The sequence below is a fragment of the Pseudomonas sp. 2822-17 genome (assembly GCF_002742485.1).
Lineage (GTDB): Bacteria > Pseudomonadota > Gammaproteobacteria > Pseudomonadales > Pseudomonadaceae > Aquipseudomonas > Aquipseudomonas cyclaminis.
In genome coordinates this window covers 172,207-192,702 of record NZ_LJRZ01000350.1, presented here as the reverse complement: position 1 = coordinate 192,702, position 20,496 = coordinate 172,207, and the positions used below count along the sequence as shown (strand labels likewise).

Below are 20,496 nucleotides of genomic sequence, written 5' to 3'. Positions count from 1 at the left end.
AGCCCCTCCAATTCCGCCACCCCGGCGATTTTCTACCTGGATGACAAGGGTGGGTTGCAGCAACAGCAGGGGGCGCCGTCGCCGGATAAGTTGGTGAAGATTCTCGGGCCTAAGTAAAGTTATAAAAGTACAACCGTTATAAAACGCCCTCGCCTCATGCGAGGGCGCTTACATCGCTCTGGCTCATTTACAACCAGAATGTAAAGTTATCTACATAGATCCAATCGCTAACGATGAGATCTATCCTTGCTATCTCCCTACCGTCCCCCGAGAATCCCACCCATTGATTATGCCCTCCAGATGCATAGTGCCGAGTAGCGCGTCCTAGCCAACCATCAGCGCTATCAAAAAAGTCCGCATGAAAGGTCTGATTAAGCCCGGCAATACCGAACTGAACTTTTTTGCATGTAAACTTTAAATCCAAACGTAAAACCTGTGGTCGCGGCAGACCGTTAACGAGATAGGACATCAAAATGGCTGGACCGGAACTGAACGGTGACATTTCATAAGTATGAATACCCGCCTGTTCAGGACCCGAAACGAAGGTTATATCCATGGTAGGGACACTAAAACGCTGCCCCGCCGAGATAAAACGGCTTGACTGACCCGTAAAGTTCTCATAGCGAATTTTGGGGGGCACAATAACTGTCAATTCCAAAGATGGAAACCGCACTGCGTCCGTCGCACTTGAACTGCCGTCAGTCGTGACCTCGCAAAAAACAGTCAACGGGCTGTGATCTTTCAATTTTTCCAATTCAGATCGCAGCAGTACTGCCGACAACCCGTTATCGACTTCCTCTGAAATTACGCGTGGGTCTATACGCACGTTGATCGTATGAGGAGCACCGTTTTCGAGAGTCCCAACAACACGCAGAAAAGCATTTTGGCCTTCAAAAGCAAACCACCACGCCTTGTCGAAGTTTGCGTCATACACGGTGATATGCGCATCACCGTTAAAAGTCTGCAGGTCTAAAAGCCCGCCTTGGGTAGCCGGTGGCGTCGCCTCAGGCACCACCGGTGTAGGCAATCTCGTCGGTACACTGATCTTCAACGCAAGCGTCTTCGACGGCACCAGTTTACAAGTACTGGTCACTATGTAATTGAGCAGGATTGTTTTACCCGCCCCCTGGATCACCGCTTTACGCGGGATCTCGAAATCGACATAGCCAGGATCGCTGTTGCCCGGCTTTGGTTCCAATGGCAGGCTCGTACCGTCCGGTTTGACCCACTTCACGCCGATCGTATGATTGGAGCTGATCCGCTCATACTCCACCCGCACCGTCACACCGTTCCGACCATTCCAGATAGTCAGTTGGTCCTCCACCGCTTGGCACACACTTGGAGGGGGTAGTGTCAAAGCCTCTTGCTCGATGCTAAATTTCCCAACAGGGAACTCAACGGCTGTCTCCAGCGCACACTGGCCATCGAAGTTCGCCGCAAAATGCAGCTCAAACTCGCTGCAATCCGCCAACTTTTGCAGTTTGGTCCTGTCCATCGGTGTATCGACCCCATCGTGTAACCAGGCAGCGTCAAGCGGCTCACCCTCCAACACATAAAAACAATAGTCGCTGCCATCCTCAAGCGTACCGGTTACCCACATCCAGCAACATTGCTTCTCTACCGCATAATCCCAAACAGGCACCACCCCCGTCGCATTCCCGCTAAAGTTGTTGAGGTCCAGGGTATTCCCCGTTGCCTGTTCAATACCTGGTCTGGTCAGTTTTGGCGCAAGTACTTTGACCAAGCGCTCAGGCGAATACTGGGGCTCGTAACTGTTGAATTTAAGGCTGTAGTTCAGCGTCAAGGTCTTGTTGAAAAGGGCTGCGATAATGTCTGGAGCGACATCGAAGGACAGGTCCGTTTCACCGCTCTTCACATCCTGGCAACCGAGTGCCACAGGCCCGTAATTTGGCCCGGACGCGTAAGCACATACATGGTCACCTTCATACATGCCTTCATAACTGACAATGACATGCCCACCGTTGACCGTGTTGGTGGGATTGACCTGCCATTGGCCTGGAGGCAGCTCCACCGATTCGCGCAAATGGGGTGGGTCCAGATCCTGGGCCGGGTCTACGTGCAAGAGCGAGGTCGTGCGCAGGTGAAAATCCTGCGCATTTACAGGCAGCGGATTTTCCAGAAGCGGGTTGCCCGGCTCGGGAAACACAGGCGCAGTCTTGTCCCAAATCACCCCCAGATGGGCAGTGATAGACGAATAGTCGTCGAGTCTGGATAACCAGCCTCGCGACAGAGAGAACCTGAAAACGTGATCAGCATGAGCCTCATGAGGCTGTACGACGTGATCCAACGCCACCCATCTGAAGCGATACGGCGTGACATGCTGATTACCCGCGACGGTGACAAACAGGCGCTGACCTGCGTTAATCATTGGCCACGCCTTAATGTGAACGGTTTCATCGCCAGTGAAGCTCAGCATCCTCAGCCGCCAGGTGTTCGGCTCCTCCTCTTTGGAATGCTCAAACACCGGCCTTGATACCACCAGGTGCTCCTCCCGGATCTGTTGGACTTCCAACTCCAGTGTCAAGGACTCCAACGCTCGGCCACCTGCATTGGCCGTGTACTTGATCAATACCGTGTGCCCGATGCAGTAACTGATCCAGTTTGCAGGAATATCGACGACATCAACCCCGTTTGCGACAGAAACAGGCTCGAAGATGGGCTCGTCTTGATCCTTGATCGCCAGGTAGAACGTGACATGGGTGGCATTCGCCGGCAAGGTCAGTGTCGCCGTAGCGCCATCGATCGCATCGATCGGATACAGCACACTGTTATTGGTGGCGTACTGGATAATCGCATAGGGCAACTCCGCTTCAGTCGCTTGCAACACGCCAGAGGCCTGAGCGGAAATAGGTTTTTCAGAGAGCGTTTTTTTAACCATGACAAGACTCCTGTCCAGCGTTAGATCACCGTCGGGCCTGGCCGAGTGGGCCAGAAACTCCGGTTATCTAACACGTGATACAGGAAGCTTGCCTACTGTCAGATTTGACAGTTCTACCGAAAAAAATGGGTATTCCAGACCAGCGGCTGGCTTACAACCCCTCCAACTCCGCCATCAAATCACTCAGCCGACCCACCTTCTCCGCGCTGATCTCATTGGCCGCCAACCCGTCGATGTACTCCGCCAATTGCGCCACTGTGCTGCACTCGAACATCGCCCGCAGCGGCACATCCCGCTGCAAGGTCTTCTGCACCCGCGAGGCAATCTGTGTGGCCAGCAATGAATGCCCGCCGAGTTCGAAGAAGTTGGCTTCGACGCCCACCCGCTCGACCTTGAGCACTTCGGCCCAGATTGCAGCCAAGGAGGTTTCCAGTTCGTTGCGCGGCGCCAGGTAGTCCTGGCTGTGCAACTGGCCGATTTCCAGTGCCGGCAGGGCCTTGCGGTCGAGTTTGCCGTTGGCGTTGAGCGGCAGGCGGTCAAGCCATAGCCAGTGCAGCGGCACCATGTATTCCGGCAGCTCGGCGCGCAGGCGTTGCTTGATGCGGTCCAGGCGCTCGCTTGGGCTCAGCGCTTCATCGGCCGCCACCAGGTAACCCACCAGGTGCTTGCCGTTGACGCCCTCTTGCACGCCCACTGCGGCATCGCGTACTTCGGGTTGTTCGTGCAGGCGCGCTTCGATTTCACCCAGTTCGATGCGGTAGCCGCGAATCTTCACTTGATGGTCGATACGCCCAACATATTCAAGCACGCCATCGCTGCGCCGACGCGCCAGGTCGCCCGTGCGGTACAGCCGGTCGCCCGGTGCACCGAACGGGTTCGGCACAAACACTGCGGCCGTGCGCAACGGGTCGCTGACATAACCACGGCCGACGCCAGTGCCGGCCACACACAACTCACCGACAGCGCCTTGGGGCACCAGCTCCAGCGCGCCATCCAGCAGATACAGGCGGTTGTTGTCGGTCGGTGTGCCGATTGGCAGATAGGTGCCACGGGTCGACGCCAGATCGACGCGGAAGAACGCCACGTCATCCGAGCATTCGGCCGGGCCATAAGCATTCACCAAACCGATCTGCGGGTAGCGCAGCAACCATTGGTGCGCCAGTTCCGGTGGCATCGCTTCACCGGTGGGCAGCATCCAGCGCAGGCCGTCGAGGCTGATGCGGTCCTGGGCCAGCATGCCCTGGATCAGCGACGGCACGCTCTCCAGCACGGTGATGCCCTGCGCCCCAACGTGGGCCAGCAAGCCTTGGGGATCATGGGCGATGATGTTCGGCACGATGTCCACCCGCGCGCCGAACAACGGCGCGGCGAGAAATTGCCACACGGAAATATCGAAGCTCTGCGACGCAGTTTGTGCGATCACATCCGCCGGGCTCAGGTCCAGGTACGGCAGTTTGCTCAATTGGTTGTTGAGCATGCCGCGCTGTTCGACCATCACGCCTTTGGGCAGGCCGGTCGAGCCCGAGGTGTAGATCACGTAGGCGAGGTTGTCCGGGCCGCTGTAGATGCCTGGGTTTTCACCACGCGCCGACACGTCTTCCCATACCAGCAATTGGCAGTCGACACCGTCAAGCAACTCGATGGCCTGCTCACGGCACGCCTCGGTGCACACCAGCAACGGCGTACGGCTCATTTCGATGATGCGGCTCAAACGCTGGCTTGGCAGGCCTGGGTCCAGCGGCAGGTAACCGGCACCGGCCTTGAAGCTGCCGATGATCATGCCCAGCAGGTCAAGGTTACGCTCGGCCAACAGTGCCACCGGTTGATCCAGGCCGACGCCCGCCGCGATCAGCGCATGGCCGAGGCCATTACTGCGACGGTTGAGTTCATCGAACGTCCATTGCTGGTCCAGGCAACTGGCGGCGATCCGCTGCGGATGCTCGCCGACTTGCGCTTCGAACAGCTCTATATAGTTGCGGTCCAGCGGGTAGGCGTGCTCACTCTGGTTGCAGCCTTCTACCAGGAACTCGCGCTCCTGCTCGCCAATCAACGGCAGGTCGGCCATGTCGCCATGGAAGCCCTGCACCAGCGCCAACAGCAGGCGCTTGAACTCGCCGAGCATGCCTTGCACGGTGGTTTCGTCGAAGTAACGCTGGTCGTAAGACAGGTGCAAGCCCAGGTCATCACCGGGGTAGCACACCGCGGTCAGCGGGAAGTTGGTGTGGGTGCGACCGGAATCCGAAGTGGCATTCAGGCTTTGCGCACGGTCCAGCACAGAGGTTTCCACCGGGGCGTTTTCGAACACGAACAGGCTGTCGAACAGCGGCTGGCCCTTGGGCAGTTCGCTGTGTTCCTGGATCGTCACCAGCGGCAAATATTCGTACTCGCGCAACTGCATATTGCTGTCGAGCAGGCCGCTCAGCCATTGGCGCACGCTGCACGGTTGATCGTCTTGCGGCAGCTTCACCCGCAGCGCGATGCTGTTGATAAACAGGCCGACGGTGCGTTGCATCTCCGGCATTTGCACCGGACGCCCGGCCACGGTGACGCCGAACAGCACGTCGCGGTCGCCGCTCAAGCGGCGCAGCACCAGGGCCCATGCCGCCTGGGCAAAGGTGTTGATAGTGAGCTGATGGGCCTGGGCCAGTTCCCGCAGTTGCGCGCCATCACGGGCATCCAGGCGGGTGTAGCAGTCGCCCACCACCATGCCGCCGCTGTGGCCGGCGTGTTCGCGCAGGAACGGCCGGTCGCTCGGGATCGGCGTGGTGCGCTCAAAGCCTTGCAAGTTCTGCTGCCACCACTGGCGTGCTTCATTCAGGTTCTGGCGTTGCAGCCAGGCGATGTAGTCGCGATAACGCGGCGGTGTGGCCAATTGCGCCTCAACGCCTTCGCCCAGGGCCATGTAGATCTCGAAGAAGTCATTCATCAGCAGCGAACGGCACCAGGCATCGATGAGGATGTGGTGGTTGCTCATCATGAACCAGTAGCGCGCTTCGCCGACGCGGATCAGGCGCAGGTGGAACGGCGCCTGGTTGAGCAGATCGAAGCCGGCTTCACGTTCGGCCTTGAGCAGCGCTTGCAGGCGCGGCTCTTGCTCAGCCTCGGGGTCCTGGCTCCAGTCGAGGTACTCAATCGGCGTGCTGCCGGGTTTGTGGATCACTTGCAGCATGTCTTCGCCAACGTTCCAGCAGAACGAGGCGCGCAAGGCTTCATGACGGGCGATCACCGCTTGCCAGGCCTGGGCAAAGCGCTCCGGGTCGAGGGCGCTGTTGATGCGGTAGCGGTCCTGCATGTAGTACAGGCCGGTGCCTGGTTCAAGCAAGGTGTGCAGCAACAGGCCCTCTTGCATCGGGGTCAGCGGGTACACGTCTTCGATGACGCTGGCCGGAACCGGCAAGCTGTCGAGTTGCGGCTGGGTCAGGTGCGCCAGGGGGAAGTCGGACGGCGTAAGGCCGCCGGCATCGTCCCTGAGGCAATGCGCGATCAGGCTGTGCAGCTCGGCCAGGTAGGCTTCGGCCAACTCGCGGACGGTGTGTGCATCGTGGCGTTCGCGGCTGAAGGTCCAGCGCAGCACCAGTTCACCGCCATACACCTGGCTGTCGACGCTCAGGACGTTGGGCAGCGGCGCATCCGGGTCGTGGGCCAGGCCCGCCGATTCATCCAGCGGATGGAACAGCGCCTCGCTGCCGAAACTCTGGTCGAACTGCCCCAGGTAGTTGAAGGTGATGTCGGCGGTCGGCAGCGCGGCCATGGTCTGCTTGCACAGGTCGTCCGCCAGGTAGCGCAGCACGCCATAACCGAGGCCCTTGTGCGGCACGCCGCGCAGTTGTTCCTTGATGGCCTTGATCGAGTCGCCCTGTTCAGCCTGCGGCGTCAGGCGCAATGGGTAGGCACTGGTGAACCAGCCGACGCTGCGGGTCAGGTCGATCTCGTCAAACAGGGTTTCGCGGCCATGGCCCTCCAGTTGGATCAGCGCCGAGTCGTGCCCGCTCCAGCGGCACAACACGCGGGCCAAGGCGGTCAACAACAGGTCGTTGACCTGGGTGCGATATGCGCTTGGGGCTTGTTGCAGCAACTGACGGGTGTGTTCGGCATCCAGGCGCACACTGACGGTTTCGGCATCGCGATTGCGTAACGAGCCCTGCGCACGGTCCACCGGCAACGCCACGGCCGGGCCCGCCAATTGGTCCTGCCACACATTCAATTCTTCGCGCAGGGATTCGCTGCTGGCATAGGCCTGCAAGCGTGCGGCCCAGTCACGTAGCGCGCTGGTCTTGGCCGGCAGGCTGACGGATTGGCCTTCGCTGAGTTGGCGATAGACGTTCTGCAGGTCTTCGAGCAACACCCGCCACGACACGCCATCCACCACCAAGTGATGGATCGCGATCAGCAAGCGTTGCTGGCCTTCGGGGCCATCCACCAGCAAGGCGCGCAGCAGCGGGCCGTGTTCCAGATCGAGGCTGCGCTGGGTATCGGTGAACAGCGCGGTGCACTGCGCCATATCGCGCACTTGCGCCTGCATCAGCACGCCGCCCTGGGGCACGGCCAAATGCTCGGCATGCCATTGCGCATGGCGCCGGGTGAAGCTCAGGCGCAGCGCGTCGTGGTGCTCCAGCACCGCCAGCAGCGCTTGCTCCAGGCGATGAGGCTCCAGCAATTGCAGCGGCTTGAGCACCAGCGCCTGGTTCCAGTGCTGACGCGCCGGGACGTCGGTGTCAAAGAACCAATGCTGGATCGGCGTGAGGCCCGAGCTGCCGGTGAGTACGCCCTGCTCCGCCGTGACCTGCTCGGAGCGCGTGGCGACGGCGGCCAGGGTTTGCACGGTCTGATGCTGGAACAGGTCGCGGGGGCTGAAATGAATCCCCGCCTGCCGCGCCCGGCTGACCACCTGGATCGACAGGATCGAGTCGCCACCCAGTTCAAAGAAATTATCGTCCAGACCGACTTGCTGCACGTTCAACACCGCGCACCAGATCGCGGCCAAGGTGCTCTCCAGTTCGTTGCGCGGGGCCACGTACTGTTGGCGATTGGCCTCGGGGTCCGGTTGCGGCAAGGCGCGGCGGTCGAGCTTGCCGTTGGCGGTCAGCGGCATGCTGTCGAGCACGATCAGGTGCGCCGGCACCATGTAGTCCGGCAATTGCGCCTTGAGGTGGGTCTTCAACGCCTCGCGCAATGGGCCGTGCTCTGCGTCGCTGACCAGGTACGCCACCAGCTGTTTGCCACTCGGAGAATCCAGCGCCAGCACCACTGCCTCGCGCACGGCTTCGTGTTCCAGCAGGCGGGTTTCGATCTCGCCCAGCTCGATGCGGAAACCACGGATTTTCACCTGATGGTCGATACGCCCCAGGTACTCCACCAGGCCATCGGCGCGTTGGCGCACCAGGTCGCCGGTGCGGTACAGGCGGCCGCCATTGGCGGCAAACGGATCGGCGACAAAACGCTCCGCCGTCATGCCCGGACGCTCGTGGTAACCCTGGGCCAGGCCCGCGCCGCCGACGAACAACTCACCGGTCGCACCTTGGGGCACCAACGCCAGATCGGCGTCGAGAATGTACGCCACGCGGTCGCCGATAATGCTGCCGATCGGCACGCTGCCGGCGCCCTCCTCCAACTGCTGCGGCGCCAGGCTGGCCAGCGGCATCACCACGGTTTCGGTCGGGCCATAGGCGTTGAAAAACACCTCGGGCTGGAAGGCTGCGCGAATGCGCTGCAAGTGTTCGCCGGTCAGGGCTTCGCCGCCAGTGATGCACATGCGTACCGGCAGGGTCTGGTGTTGAGTCGCCAGCCACTGCGCCAATTGGCTGCCGTAGCTCGGGGTAAAACCGAGAATATTGATGCCATGGGTGCGGATCAGCCCGCAGATTTCCTCCGCATCCCACTGGCCCTGGGCCCGCAAGACCACTTGCGCGCCGCTGAGCAACGGCACCAGCAAACGCTCGGTGGCGGCGTCGAAGTTGATCGAATAGAAATGCAGCTCGCAATCATCCGGGCGCATGCCGAAACGCTCGATCACGGCCTGGCAATGCATGGCGATTTCGCCGTGGGACACCACCACGCCTTTCGGTTTGCCGGTGGAGCCGGAGGTGTAGATCAGGTACGCCTGGTGTTGCGCCAGGCTGATAAACGGCAGCTCATCGGCCGGGTAGTTCGCCAGCACGGGCGAGTCATCCTCCAGGCACCAGCACGCCACTGTGGCCGGCAGTTCACCGAGGGCTTCGAACATCGCCGCGTCGCTGAGCAGCAGGCCGATGCCGCTGTCTTCGATCAAGTAGTGCAGGCGATCCAGCGGGTATTCCGGGTCCAGCGGCACATAGGCGCCGCCAGCCTTGAGGATCGCCAGCAGGCCGACAACCATTTCCAGGGAACGCGGCAGCGCCAGGCCGACCCGCACCTGCGGGCCGACGCCGCGTTCGCGCAGCATCCAGGCCAGGCGATTGGCACGGGCATTGAGTTCTGCGTAAGTGAGGGTCACGCCGGCAAAAGTCAGGGCCGGCGCATCCGCACGCTTGAGTGCCTGCTGGCTGAACAACTGGTGGATACACTGATCAAGGCGGTGTTCGCCGGCCTCGACGCCCAGACTGTCCTGCAATGCGCGTTGTTCGGTGGCGGTCAGCAGCGGCAGTTCACTGAGGCGTTGTTGCGGGTCGCCAATCAACGCTTCCAGCAGGTTGCGCCAATGTTCAGCCATGCGCGCAATGCGCGGTTCGTCGAACAGATCCGTGCTGTACGTCAGGCAGCAACCCAGGCGATGGTCGAGGTCGGTGACTTCCAGGTTGAGGTCGAACTTGGTCGCACGGGCATCGTTGGCCAGGTATTCGACGGTCATGCCGGCCAGTTGGCGGCTCTGCTGGAATTCCCAGCGCTGCACGTTGCACATCACCTGGAACAGCGGGTTGTAGGCGGCACTGCGCGGTGGTTGCAGGGCTTCCACCAGATGGTCGAACGGCAGGTCCTGGTGGGACTGGCCCTCGATCACGGTGTGACGCACCTGCTCGAACAATTGGCCGACATTCATCTGCCCATTGAGCTGGCAGCGCAGCACCTGGGTGTTGAGGAACGCGCCGATCAGCCCTTCGCTTTCCGGGCGGATGCGGTTGGCCACGGGGGCGCCGATGCGCAGGTCGGTCTGGCCGCTGTAGCGGTAGAGCAACACGGCCAGGGTCGCGGTCATGGTCATGAACAGCGTGAGGCCGCGTTCGGCATTGAAGGCGCGCACGCGGGCGGCCAGTTCGTCGCTCAGATCGAAGCGGTACAGCTCGCCCTGGTGGCTTTGCACTGGTGGCCGTGGACGGTCGCTCGGCAGCTCCAGCAGCGGATGTTCAGTGCCCAGTTGCGCGGTCCAGTAATCCAGTTGGCGTTGACGCTCGCCGGATTCCAGCCACTGACGCTGCCACACGCTGTAGTCGAGGTATTGCACCGGCAACGGCGCCAGGGGCGACAGGCGCTCGTCGATAAAGGCTTCGTACAGCGCGCTGAGTTCACGGGCAAAGATGTCCATGGCCCAGCCTTCGGTGACGATGTGGTGCAAGGTCAGCACCAGGTAGTGTTCCTGCTCGCCGGCCTTGACCACACAGGCGCGCAGCAACGGCCCGGTTTCCAGGTTGAAGGGCGTGTGGGCCTCATGATCGGCCAGTTGCTGCAAGCGCTGCTGGCGCTCGGTTTCGTTCAGCGTGGAAATATCCTGCCAGTCCATGCGCAGGCCAGTCTGCGGCGCGACCTTCTGACAGGCCACACCGTCGACGCTCGGGAACGTGGTGCGCAGGGTTTCGTGGCGCATGATCAAGGCCTGCAACGCGGCTTCGAAACGCCCCACGTCCAGCACACCCCGCAGGCGCGCCATGCCGCCGACGTTGTAGGCCGGGCTGTCCGGTTCCATCTGCCAGAGGAACCACATGCGCTGCTGGGAATAGGACAACGGCACCGGCTGGCTGCGGTCGACCTGGGCAATCGCAGTTTGCTGGTTGCGCTGGCCCGACGCCTGGATCTGCTCGACTTGCTCGGCAAACGCACCCAGTTCGCTGGCTTCAAACAAGGTGCGCAGCGGCAGTTCGACGTCACAGGCCTGGCGGGTACGGGAAATGATTTGCGTGGCCAGCAGCGAGTGGCCGCCAAGGGCGAAGAAGTCGTCGCGCAGGCCGATTGTTGGCAGGCCGAGCACCTCGCGCCAGATCGCGGCGATCTGCTGCTGCAGCACTGTTTCGGGTTCAATGTGTTCGCGGGTTTGCCACACCGGCTCCGGCAATGCGCGGCGGTCCAGCTTGCCGCTGGGGCTCAGGGGCATGGCGTCCAGGCGCATCAGTTGCGCGGGCACCATGTACTCAGGCAGCTCGGCGGCCAGGGCGGCTTTCACGTCCTGTTCATCCAGTGCGGTGCTGGCGGTGTAGTAACCGATCAGCGTGGCGTTGCGTACCAGCACCACGGCCTGGGCGATACCGTCCAGGGCCAGCAGGCGTGCTTCGATTTCTTCCGGTTCCACACGGAAGCCGCGCAACTTGACCTGTTGATCGAGACGGCCGAGGTATTCGAGCACGCCGTCAGCGTTCCAGCGCACGCGGTCACCAGTGCGATACAGGCGTGCGCCGGCCTCGCCCAGCGGGTCGGCAATAAAACGTTCGGCGGTCAAACCGGCGCGCCCGAGGTAACCCCGCGCCAGGCCGATGCCACCGATACACAGTTCGCCAGGCACACCGGCTGGCAACAGGTTGAGGTGATCGTCCAATACGCGGCAGATCACATTGCCCAGCGGTCGGCCAATGGGCGAGCGCTCGCCATCTTCTGCGCTGCAGTGCCAATGGGTGACGTTGATCGCGGTTTCGGTCGGGCCATAGCGGTTGTGCAACTGCACCGCCGGCAACTGCGCCAATACGCGGTTGCGCAGTTCGGCGGGCAACGCCTCACCGCCAGAGAACAGGCGACGCAGGCTGGTGCATTCGGCCACCAACGGCTCGTCGATAAACAACTGCAACAGCGGCGGCACAAAGTGCAGGGTGGTCACGCCGTGTTCCTGCACCAGCTGCGCAATGCGGTGCGGGTCGCGATGCTCACCAGGACCGGCCAGCACCAGGCGGCAGCCGGTGATCAACGGCCAGAAGCATTCCCACACCGACACGTCAAAACTGATCGGTGCCTTTTGCATCAGCACGTCGGTGTCGTTGAGTTGGTAAGTGGCCTGCATCCACTGCAAGCGCTCGGCCAGCGCGGCATGGGTATTGCCCACGCCTTTGGGCTGGCCGGTGGAGCCGGAGGTGTAGATCACGTAGGCAAGGTTGTCGCCGTGCAGGTGCAGGCCCGGTGCCTGGGTCGGCCAGCGGTCCAGGTGCAGGCTGTCCATGGCGATGACGCACACGCCGTCGGCGCTCGGCAGTTGCTCCAGCAATGCGGTTTGGGTCAGCAGCAGTTGCACGCCGCTGTCCTTGAGCATGTAGGCCAGGCGCTCGGCGGGGTAATCCGGGTCCAGCGGCACGTAGGCGCCACCGGCCTTGATGATCGCCAGCAGGCCGATCAGCAGTTGCGGCGAACGCTCGGCGGCGATGGCCACGCACACGTCCGGGCCGACGCCTTTGTCGCGCAGGTAATGGGCCAGACGGTTGGCCTGGGTGTGCAGTTGGGCGAAGGTCAGGCTGCCGCCCTGCCAGACCAGCGCGGTGGTGTCCGAAGTCTGCTGGTTGAGCAGCTCGGGCAACCATTGCTCAGCGGGCGCGCACGGCGCCTGGCTCCACGGTTGCTGCTCGTCCGCCAGCAGCAACTGCAGGTCGCCGAGGGCTTGCCGGGGTTGCTCGCAGATGGCGTGCAGCAGGTTGATGAAGTGTTCGGCAACGCGCTGGATGGTGGCGCCTTCGAACAGCTCATCGGCGTAGTCGAACGCCAGGCTCAGGCGGCCGTTGCGGTCTTCTTCGGTATGCAGTTGCAGGTCGAACTTGGCTTCGCGGCTGTGCCACGGCAACTCATCGGCGAGCATGCCCGGCAGGCGGCGCAAAGCGCTGAGGTCGCGTTGCTGGTGGTTGAACATGACCTGGAACAGGCCCTGCTCGCGGGCCTGGGGGAAGGCTTCCAACAGCTGTTCGAAGGGCAGGTCCTGATGGGCCTGGGCGCCCAAGGCGGTTTCGCGGGTGGCGGCCAATAGCTGGTTGAACGGCAGGCGCCCGTCCAGCTCGGCACGCAGCACCAGGGTGTTGATAAAGAAGCCGATCAGGCCTTGGGTTTCCTGGCGCGGGCGGTTGGCGTTGGGCACCCCGATGCGGATATCGCGCTGGCCGCTGTAGCGATAGAGCAGGGTCTGGAATGCCGCCAGCAACAGCATGAAGGGCGTGGATTCGTTGGCCTGGGCGGTCTGGCGAATCGCTTCGCTGAGGCCGGCGCTCAGGCGCACGCTATGGCGCGCAGCACTGTGCAGGTGGTGGGCGGAGCGTGGGTGGTCCGTGGCCAGGCTCAGGGTCGGATGCTCGTCCCCCAGTTGGTTTTTCCAATACGCCAGTTGACGCTGGCCTTCACCTTCGGCCAGCCATTGGCGCTGCCAGCTGCCGTAGTCGGCGTATTGCAGGGCGAGCGGCGGCAGCGCCAGGGATTGTCCCTGGGAAGCGGCGGCGTACAGGCGCGAGAACTCATCGATCAGGATGTTGAGCGACCAACCATCGGCAATGATGTGGTGCAGCGTCACCAGCAATTGGTGGTCTTCATCGTCCAGGCGCACCAGGGTCACCCACAGCAGCGGGCCTTTTTCCAGATCGAATTGCGTGCGCGCTTCGTCTTCGCGGATCTGCTGCGCACGGGCTTCGCGCTCGGCGGCGGGCAGGTCGCTGAGGTCGATGACTTGCAGGTCGAACGCTGCGTTGGCGTCAACGCGCTGGAAGGCTTGGCCATCACGCTCGTAGAAGCGGGTGCGCAGGGCTTCGTGGCGCTGGATCAGGTGCTGGAAACTCAGGCGCACCGCGTCTTCGTCCAGCTCGCCACGCAGGCGCAGGCCGCCAGGAATGGTGTAGGCGCTGCTCTGCGGGTCCAGTTGCCAGGTGATCCACAAGCGATTCTGGGCCAGGGACTGGGGCAATTCGTCCTGGCGTGACAAGGCATGAATGGCGCCTTGGGCGACGCCGCCGTCCTGCTGCAATTGCGCAACATGGGCAGCAAATGTCGACAGGGTCGGTGCCTCGAACAGCATGCGCAGGTTCAGCTCCAGGCCAAGGGTTTCACGCAGGCGTGCGACCACTTGGGTGGCGGTGATGGAGTTGCCGCCGAGCAGGAAGAAGTGATCGTCGGCAGCGACACTCGCGACCTGCAGCTGCTCGCACCAGATCGCCGCGATCTGCTGTTGCAAACCGCCGTCCAGCGCCACATCCCCAGCCTGCCCTTGCAGATCGGGGAATTGCGCGTAGCTGTCGAGGCTGCCATCGGCGTGGCGCAGCGCACAGGCCGCACGTTGCACCTTGCCGCTGGAGGTCTTGGGCAACGCGCCGGGGTTGAGCAGCACCACCACGCTCGGCGCCTCTTGGTACGCCTCGGCCACGGCCTGGCGGATGGCTTTGATCAGCGCTTCGGGCGGCAGGATTTTCTGCACGCTGCGGCTGATTTCGGCGGCGATGCCGATGCCTTCCAGGCCCTGGTCATTCACCGCAAACGCCGCAACCCGGCCTTTGCGCACCACTTCCACTTCGCGCTCGATGGTTTGCTCGATGTCTTGCGGATAGAGGTTGTGACCGCGCACGATCAACAGGTCTTTGAGGCGGCCGGTGATGTACACCTCGCCAAAGCGGATAAAGCCCAGGTCGCCGGTACGCAGCCAGGTCCGCCCGGCGTGCTGGACGAAGGTCTTGGCGGTGGCTTCAGGATTGCGCCAGTAGCCGTGGGCGATGCTCGGACCGGTGGCCCAGAGTTCGCCGACGCTGCTGTCGGGCAATTCATCCAACGTGTGGGGATCAACGATCAGCACCGCATGTTCCGGCTGGCTGGTGCCGCAACTCATGATCGCACTGCCCTGCCCCGGCTCTGCGCGGTTGGCGGCCAGCGCCGTCTCGTCGACGCGCAGCGCCGGGATGCCATGACCCCGGGTGCCGCCAGCGACAAACAGCGTCGCCTCGGCCAGGCCGTAGGACGCAAAGAAATGGTCTGAGCTGAAACCACAGGCGGCGAATTTTTCGGCGAAGCGCTCCAGGGTGTCGAGACGGATCGGCTCGGAACCGGAATAGGCCACGCGCCACTTGCTCAGGTCCAGGCGCTCCAGGGCTGACTCGCTGACGCGCTCACTGCACAGGCGGTAGGCGAAATCCGGACCGCCGCTGATGGTGCCGCCGTATTCGCTGATCGCTTCGAGCCAGCGCAATGGCCGGCCAAGGAAGTACGCCGGCGACATCAGCACGCACGGTACGCCGCTGAAGATCGGTTGCAGCAGGCCGCCGATCAGGCCCATGTCGTGGTACAGCGGCAGCCAGCTGACAATCACGTCGTCGGGGTTGAGGTCGATGCCAAAACCACGGCGGATCAGCACTTCGTTGGCCACCAGGTTGCCGTGGCTGACTTGCACGCCCTTGGGCAGCGCCGTGGAGCCGGAGGTGTATTGCAGGAAGGCGATGTCGTCGGGATGCAGCTCGGGGGCGACCCAATTGTCAGTGCCGTCCAAGGTGTCGACACTCAACACCGGCGGCGCATGTTCGATCTGCGCCAGGCCCTCGGCGAGGCTGGCGACGGTCAGCAGCAGGCGCGGTTCGGCGTCGCTGATGATCGACAGCAAACGCTCCTGGTGATGACGGCGGGTGGACTCCGGCGGGTAGGCCGGCACCGCGATCACCCCGGCGTACAGGCAGCCAAAGAACGCCGCGACGTAGTCCGGGCCGCTGGGGAACAACAGCACGGCGCGGTCGCCCAATTCGGCATTGGCCTGCAGGGCGCTGGCGATGGTGCGGGCGCGCTGATCGAGGTCGCGGTAACTGAGCACAACGCTGTGCTCGGCGGACTCGGCCAGGAAGCGCAGAGCCATCTGGTCCGGGGTCTGCGCGGCGCGACGTTGAAGGGACTGGACCAGGGTGCGGGGAAGTTCGAAGGCGTCCATCTTGGGGTTCCTGCCTGAAATCGGCTTACGGGAAATTCGGGAATTGAGTAGCTGTCAGCCGGCGACCAGTTGCCGCGTCACGCCATTGCGCCAGCGGGCCAGGTGTTCGTCGGCGTAGCGCCGCAGGCAGCGCAATACCGCGCTTTCGTGCTGCACGAGAAAGAAGTGGTGGCCGTCGAACATGTCGAGGGAAAAGCCGCTGGCGGCATCGAGTTGCCAGTCGAGCAATTGGTCGGCGCGCACGCTGTCCTGCTTGCCGCCGAACACATGGATCGGCATGGCCAGCGGCGTGCGTTCGCCATAGTTGAAGCTGCCGCACAGCAGGAAATCGGCACGCAGGATAGGCAGCATCAGTTGCATCAATTCGGGGTTGGCCAGGGCTGCTTCGGCGGTGCCCTGCAGTTCACGCAGGCGGGCGATCAGTTGCTCATCGGTCTTTTCGATGGCGTATTCGCTGACATCGCGGCGCGCCGGGCCGGCAGTGCCGGAGGCGAACAGCGCCAGCGGCGCAGGGACGTTGCGGGCGTTCAATGCGTGGGCCAGCTCAAAGGCGAGCAGGCCGCCAAGGCTGTGGCCGAACAACGCGTAGGGGCCACTCAAATCGTGGCTGATTTCATCCGCCAGTTGCGCAGCCAGGGCCTTGATATCGCGCTGCAAGGGCTCGTCCATGCGCATGCCGCGACCAGGCAATTCCAGCGGGCAAACCTGCAGCCACTCGGGCAACGCTCGGCGCCACCGTGCGTAGACCATGGCGCTGGCGCCGGAATAGGGCAGGCAGAACAGGCGCAGTCGGGTCGGCGTGCTCATCGCTCGAAGACTCCAAACTGAAACACGCTGTGTGCACGGTAAAAACCCATTTCGTCCTCCTGCGGGTGCTGATCCTTGGCCGCCTTGCTAACGGACCTGTCACCCAGAAGAACGGACGGCAACCGCAAATAATTAGTCGCCGGGGATGAGCGAGACGTGGTTCACACCGAACAAGAAAGCATAAGATTAGTTCGCCCTCTCATTTGACAATCATTATCATTCAGCCTAATTTGTTGCCCGATGTGTAGGAGGCCTCAGCAAGGACGCCCTCCCCCAACCTATTTATCAAGGTGATTTCCATGACGGAACAAGTATCCACAGGCAGGTGCGACTCACCACTTCTCCAGGCGTTCGTCGACAATCGATTGATTCTGGTGAAGATCGCAGCACGTATTACCGGCTGCCGCTCCCGCGCCGAAGATGTCGTGCAGGACGCCTACTTTCGCCTGCAATCGGCGCCGACGATCACCTCATCGTTCAAGGCCCAGCTGAGTTACCTGTTCCAGATCGTGCGCAACCTGGCCATCGATCACTACCGCAAGCAGGCCCTGGAACTCAAATACTCCGGGCCGGAAGAGGAAGGCTTGAATGTGGTTATTCACGGCGCATCACCGGAAACCTCCCACATCAATTTCAACACCTTGGAAAACATCGCCGACGCGCTGACCGAGCTGCCCCAGCGCACCCGCTACGCGTTCGAGATGTACCGCTTGCACGGCGTGCCGCAAAAGGACATCGCCAAGGAACTGGGGGTGTCGCCAACGCTGGTCAACTTCATGATCCGCGATGCGCTGGTGCACTGCCGCAAGGTGTCGGGCAGCCATAGCGATACCTTCGCACGCCGGGTCTGAGGCAAAAAATGGGGAGCGGCCTGCCCGCTCCCGCCTGTGAACCTCGCCTCAGATCAACCCGCACCGCTCAAAAAACCGCTCCCGCCCCAGAATCATCAGCGCCGCGCGCTTGTGCGGGAAGTCGAACTCCTTCTCGCAGTGGAAACACTGGTTGTGCATATGGCCGATCATCTTCGCGTTATCGGCACGCGGTTCCGCCACCACGCGCTGGGTGCGCGGGTCATCCAGGAACAGGTAGTGCACCAGCGCCGACAGCCAGCTGGCGACCTTGTGCGGACCGCGATGATGTTCCTCCCCCACCAGCATGTGGATGCCACGGTCGTAGTCGGCCGCATCGTAGAACGGTGCGATACGGTCTTCTTTGGCCCAGTAGGCTTCGAAATAGGCAAAGGGTTCATCGTCGAAACAGCCGATCAGCGTGAGGGTGTGCGGATCGGCGGCGAGCTTGTCGAGGTATTCCCGATGCTGCTCCAGGCTGCCGCTTTCCTGCCAGAAACTCGCCACGCGCGCGCTGTTCTGCCAGCGATTGAAGCGCGCCAGGTCCACATCGATTTCAACGGTGCGCAGGGAAATCCAGGCGCCGAGGCGTGCGTCGTAACGTCGGTAGACTTCACCTCGGGGTTTCGGTGCGCGGACCGGGTGGCGCTTGCCCGCACTGACAATCATCTGTTGCGGGTAGCTGCCACTGGACGATTGCCCCAACCACGGCTGGGGCAGTTGCCAGAACAGGGTGCGCTCGCAGCGGTATTGCCCGGCGGTCTCGGCGACCACCAGCAAACCAGTGCTCAAGGCCTCTTGCGGTGCATGTGCGAGGTGCCAGGTCAGGCGCTGCCGAGCGGGTTCCCTGGCAAACAACCAGTAGCAGGCGGCCCACAAGGCACGGGCGGAAGGCACATCGCCGGGGTTCTGCAAATGCACCTGCAATTCATCGCCACGTTCCAGGCGCAAACGCGCCAGCGGCTGGCCTTCCAGGGTCAGGCTCAGGTGGCTTTCGGTTTCATCAGCATTCAAGGCAGGCCCGGCCGGCAATGGCAGGACCGACAGGTCATTGAGATTGGACATGGGAGGGGCTCACGTAATCGTCGACAGATAAGGAAGTGACGTGAGCCGGAGGAAGAAATTTAGCCGATCAAGGTACCGCCATCACGTCGATGCGGTACGGCTCGAAAATCTTCAGCATCTGGCCGTTATCACGCAGGCGTTTGAGCATTTCGGCAAACGCAGGCCCCGTGATCGGCGCCTTCGGCCGTAGCAAGGCGTAATGGTGATAGACCTGATCGATACGCTCCGACACCAGGAACTGCGCGGCCATATCCGCATTGCGCACCATAAAGTCACTCAGGTACGAACGGGTGACCAAGGCAATGTCCGCTCGCCCACGCGCAACCATCAGCAGGTTGCTGTCATGGGAATAGGTCAAGGTGGCGTTGAAATGCTCGGCCATGTTCCTGGGGTCGGGATTGAAGCTGGCGAAGGCGTAGTGGTATCCGCTGAACACCGCCAGGCGTTTGCCCGCAAGGTCGGCGAAATAGTCCTGGCCGCGACCGGGCTCACGCTGGGCGATGAAAATCTCTGCGTCTTCCAGCCCCATGTCGATGCTGGTGTGGGGGATTTTCTGCCAGCCCCAGGCGGGGTTTTCGAAGATGGCCATGTCGATCCGGCCCTGCTCTAAATCGCGGAAACGCCTGGGAATGGAGGTGGGCACCAGCACAAACTGGTAGTCGGTTTGCAAGGCGTTCAGGGCCTCGACCAATTGCGGCAGCAACCCGGTGTCGGCGCCCTGCTCCGGGCGTACCGTGTAAGGCGGGAAATGCGCCGCGCCGACGCGCACCAATTGCGCAGCCGAGGCCGGCATCCACCACACGGCGCCCAGTGCCCATATTGTTAGTCCTGCAGCCAGCCGCCATGGCGAAAACATCAAGGCACACACCGTTCAACCGATTGATGGCGATAAGCTAGGCGTTTTTGTCTGGCGAGACAACTTTCCACCACCAAATTAATAGCTTGCGCCTCAGTCAGCTTTCAGAACCATCAGCAGGGCTTCTTCGGCCAACTGCTCCAGCGTCAGGTTGCCCTCGGCGCGAAACCAGGTGGTGGTCCAGGACAAGGCGCCGGTGAGAAAGCGCCGCGCGATAAACACATCACCCTTGATATAGCCCGCAGCCTTGGCCTCGCCCAGCACGTGCAGCCAGAGGTCTTCATACACGTCGCGCAGCGCCAGGACCTGGGCCTGGCCGTCCTGCGACAACGAGCGCCATTCATACACCAGTACCGCCATGGCTTCGCCGCTGCCGCCCATGATCGACTGCAACTCGCAGCGAATCAGCGCCCGTACACGCTCGCGCACGTTCGTCGCGTGCTCCAGCGAAGCCCGCATCATCGCTGTGTTGTAGTGGATGGTTTCTTCCATCACGGCCCGCAGGATCTCGTCCTTGCTCTTGAAGTGATGAAAGATGCTGCCGGACTGAATGCCCACCGCACTGGCCAGGTCACGCACGGTGGTGCGCTCGAAACCCTTGTTGCGAAACAGGTGCGCCGCGGTTTGCAGCAATTTGCCCCGGGCGCTGTCGGGATCGGTCAATTGGCCGCCCTCGACCATGGTGCGCATCACCCGCAGGGCTTGGTGCTCATCCATGCTGCTCTCCTCTACTTCCACTGACGTCTTGGCCGGCAATTTAGGCCGTGTGCGCCAACCAAGCAAGCGCTTGGCCAAATCTTGCTCGACGCGATGAACAGGGAACATTCACTCACGGTCGGCATTGACGAGATTGCAAAGGCTGGACAGGTGATTGACGGCAATCCCGGTGCGCAATCGCCAGGTTTTGCTGGAGATCGAATAGGCCCTGGGCGGAACTACAGGGCCGGGCTACGCTCTATCCCCATCAAGAAGGGACGAGTAC

Annotated in this window: 7 protein-coding genes; 1 reads left to right on the top strand and 6 read right to left on the bottom strand. The window is 62.2% G+C overall.

Annotation, left to right across the window (positions count from 1 at the left end):
• Positions 1-187: 187 nt before the first annotated feature.
• The 3 genes from AOA60_RS09275 to AOA60_RS09265 form a co-directional block, all read right to left on the bottom strand.
• A complete protein-coding gene (locus AOA60_RS09275) occupies positions 188-2,899 on the bottom strand; it encodes a hypothetical protein (protein ID WP_256592817.1) in 2,712 nt (903 codons plus the stop codon).
• 151 nt (positions 2,900-3,050) lie between these two features.
• Positions 3,051-15,938: a non-ribosomal peptide synthetase gene (locus AOA60_RS09270; RefSeq protein ID WP_099584161.1), complete on the bottom strand. Its 12,888-nt coding sequence runs from the start codon at positions 15,936-15,938 to the stop codon at positions 3,051-3,053.
• 54 nt (positions 15,939-15,992) lie between these two features.
• Positions 15,993-16,745, bottom strand: coding sequence for a thioesterase II family protein (locus AOA60_RS09265; protein WP_099584160.1), 753 nt, complete (start codon positions 16,743-16,745; stop codon positions 15,993-15,995).
• Between the two features lie 299 nt (positions 16,746-17,044).
• Here AOA60_RS09265 and AOA60_RS09260 point away from each other — a divergent pair, with 299 nt between their 5' ends.
• Positions 17,045-17,596, top strand: a complete 552-nt coding sequence (locus AOA60_RS09260; protein WP_034117025.1) for an RNA polymerase factor sigma-70 — start codon at positions 17,045-17,047, stop codon at positions 17,594-17,596.
• Between the two features lie 48 nt (positions 17,597-17,644).
• On the opposite strand, the gene AOA60_RS09255 is transcribed toward AOA60_RS09260, so the two are convergent.
• The 3 genes from AOA60_RS09255 to AOA60_RS09245 form a co-directional block, all read right to left on the bottom strand.
• The gene (locus tag AOA60_RS09255) at positions 17,645-18,658 is read right to left on the bottom strand and encodes a GNAT family N-acetyltransferase (RefSeq protein WP_099584159.1); all 1,014 of its coding nucleotides are present in this window, start codon (positions 18,656-18,658) and stop codon (positions 17,645-17,647) included.
• 67 nt (positions 18,659-18,725) lie between these two features.
• A complete protein-coding gene (locus AOA60_RS09250; RefSeq protein WP_099584158.1) occupies positions 18,726-19,514 on the bottom strand; it encodes an ABC transporter substrate-binding protein in 789 nt (262 codons plus the stop codon).
• A 93-nt stretch (positions 19,515-19,607) separates the two neighbouring features.
• Positions 19,608-20,231, bottom strand: coding sequence for a TetR/AcrR family transcriptional regulator (locus AOA60_RS09245; RefSeq protein ID WP_099584157.1), 624 nt, complete (start codon positions 20,229-20,231; stop codon positions 19,608-19,610).
• Positions 20,232-20,496: the final 265 nt, after the last annotated feature.

Coding starts and splice junctions, on each gene's coding strand:
- AOA60_RS09275 (WP_256592817.1), bottom strand. CDS start 2,899: ATGGTTAAAAAAACGCTCTCTGAAAAACCTATTTCCGCTCAGGCCTCT.
- AOA60_RS09270 (WP_099584161.1), bottom strand. CDS start 15,938: ATGGACGCCTTCGAACTTCCCCGCACCCTGGTCCAGTCCCTTCAACGT.
- AOA60_RS09265 (WP_099584160.1), bottom strand. CDS start 16,745: ATGAGCACGCCGACCCGACTGCGCCTGTTCTGCCTGCCCTATTCCGGC.
- AOA60_RS09260 (WP_034117025.1), top strand. CDS start 17,045: ATGACGGAACAAGTATCCACAGGCAGGTGCGACTCACCACTTCTCCAG.
- AOA60_RS09255 (WP_099584159.1), bottom strand. CDS start 18,658: ATGTCCAATCTCAATGACCTGTCGGTCCTGCCATTGCCGGCCGGGCCT.
- AOA60_RS09250 (WP_099584158.1), bottom strand. CDS start 19,514: ATGTTTTCGCCATGGCGGCTGGCTGCAGGACTAACAATATGGGCACTG.
- AOA60_RS09245 (WP_099584157.1), bottom strand. CDS start 20,231: ATGGATGAGCACCAAGCCCTGCGGGTGATGCGCACCATGGTCGAGGGC.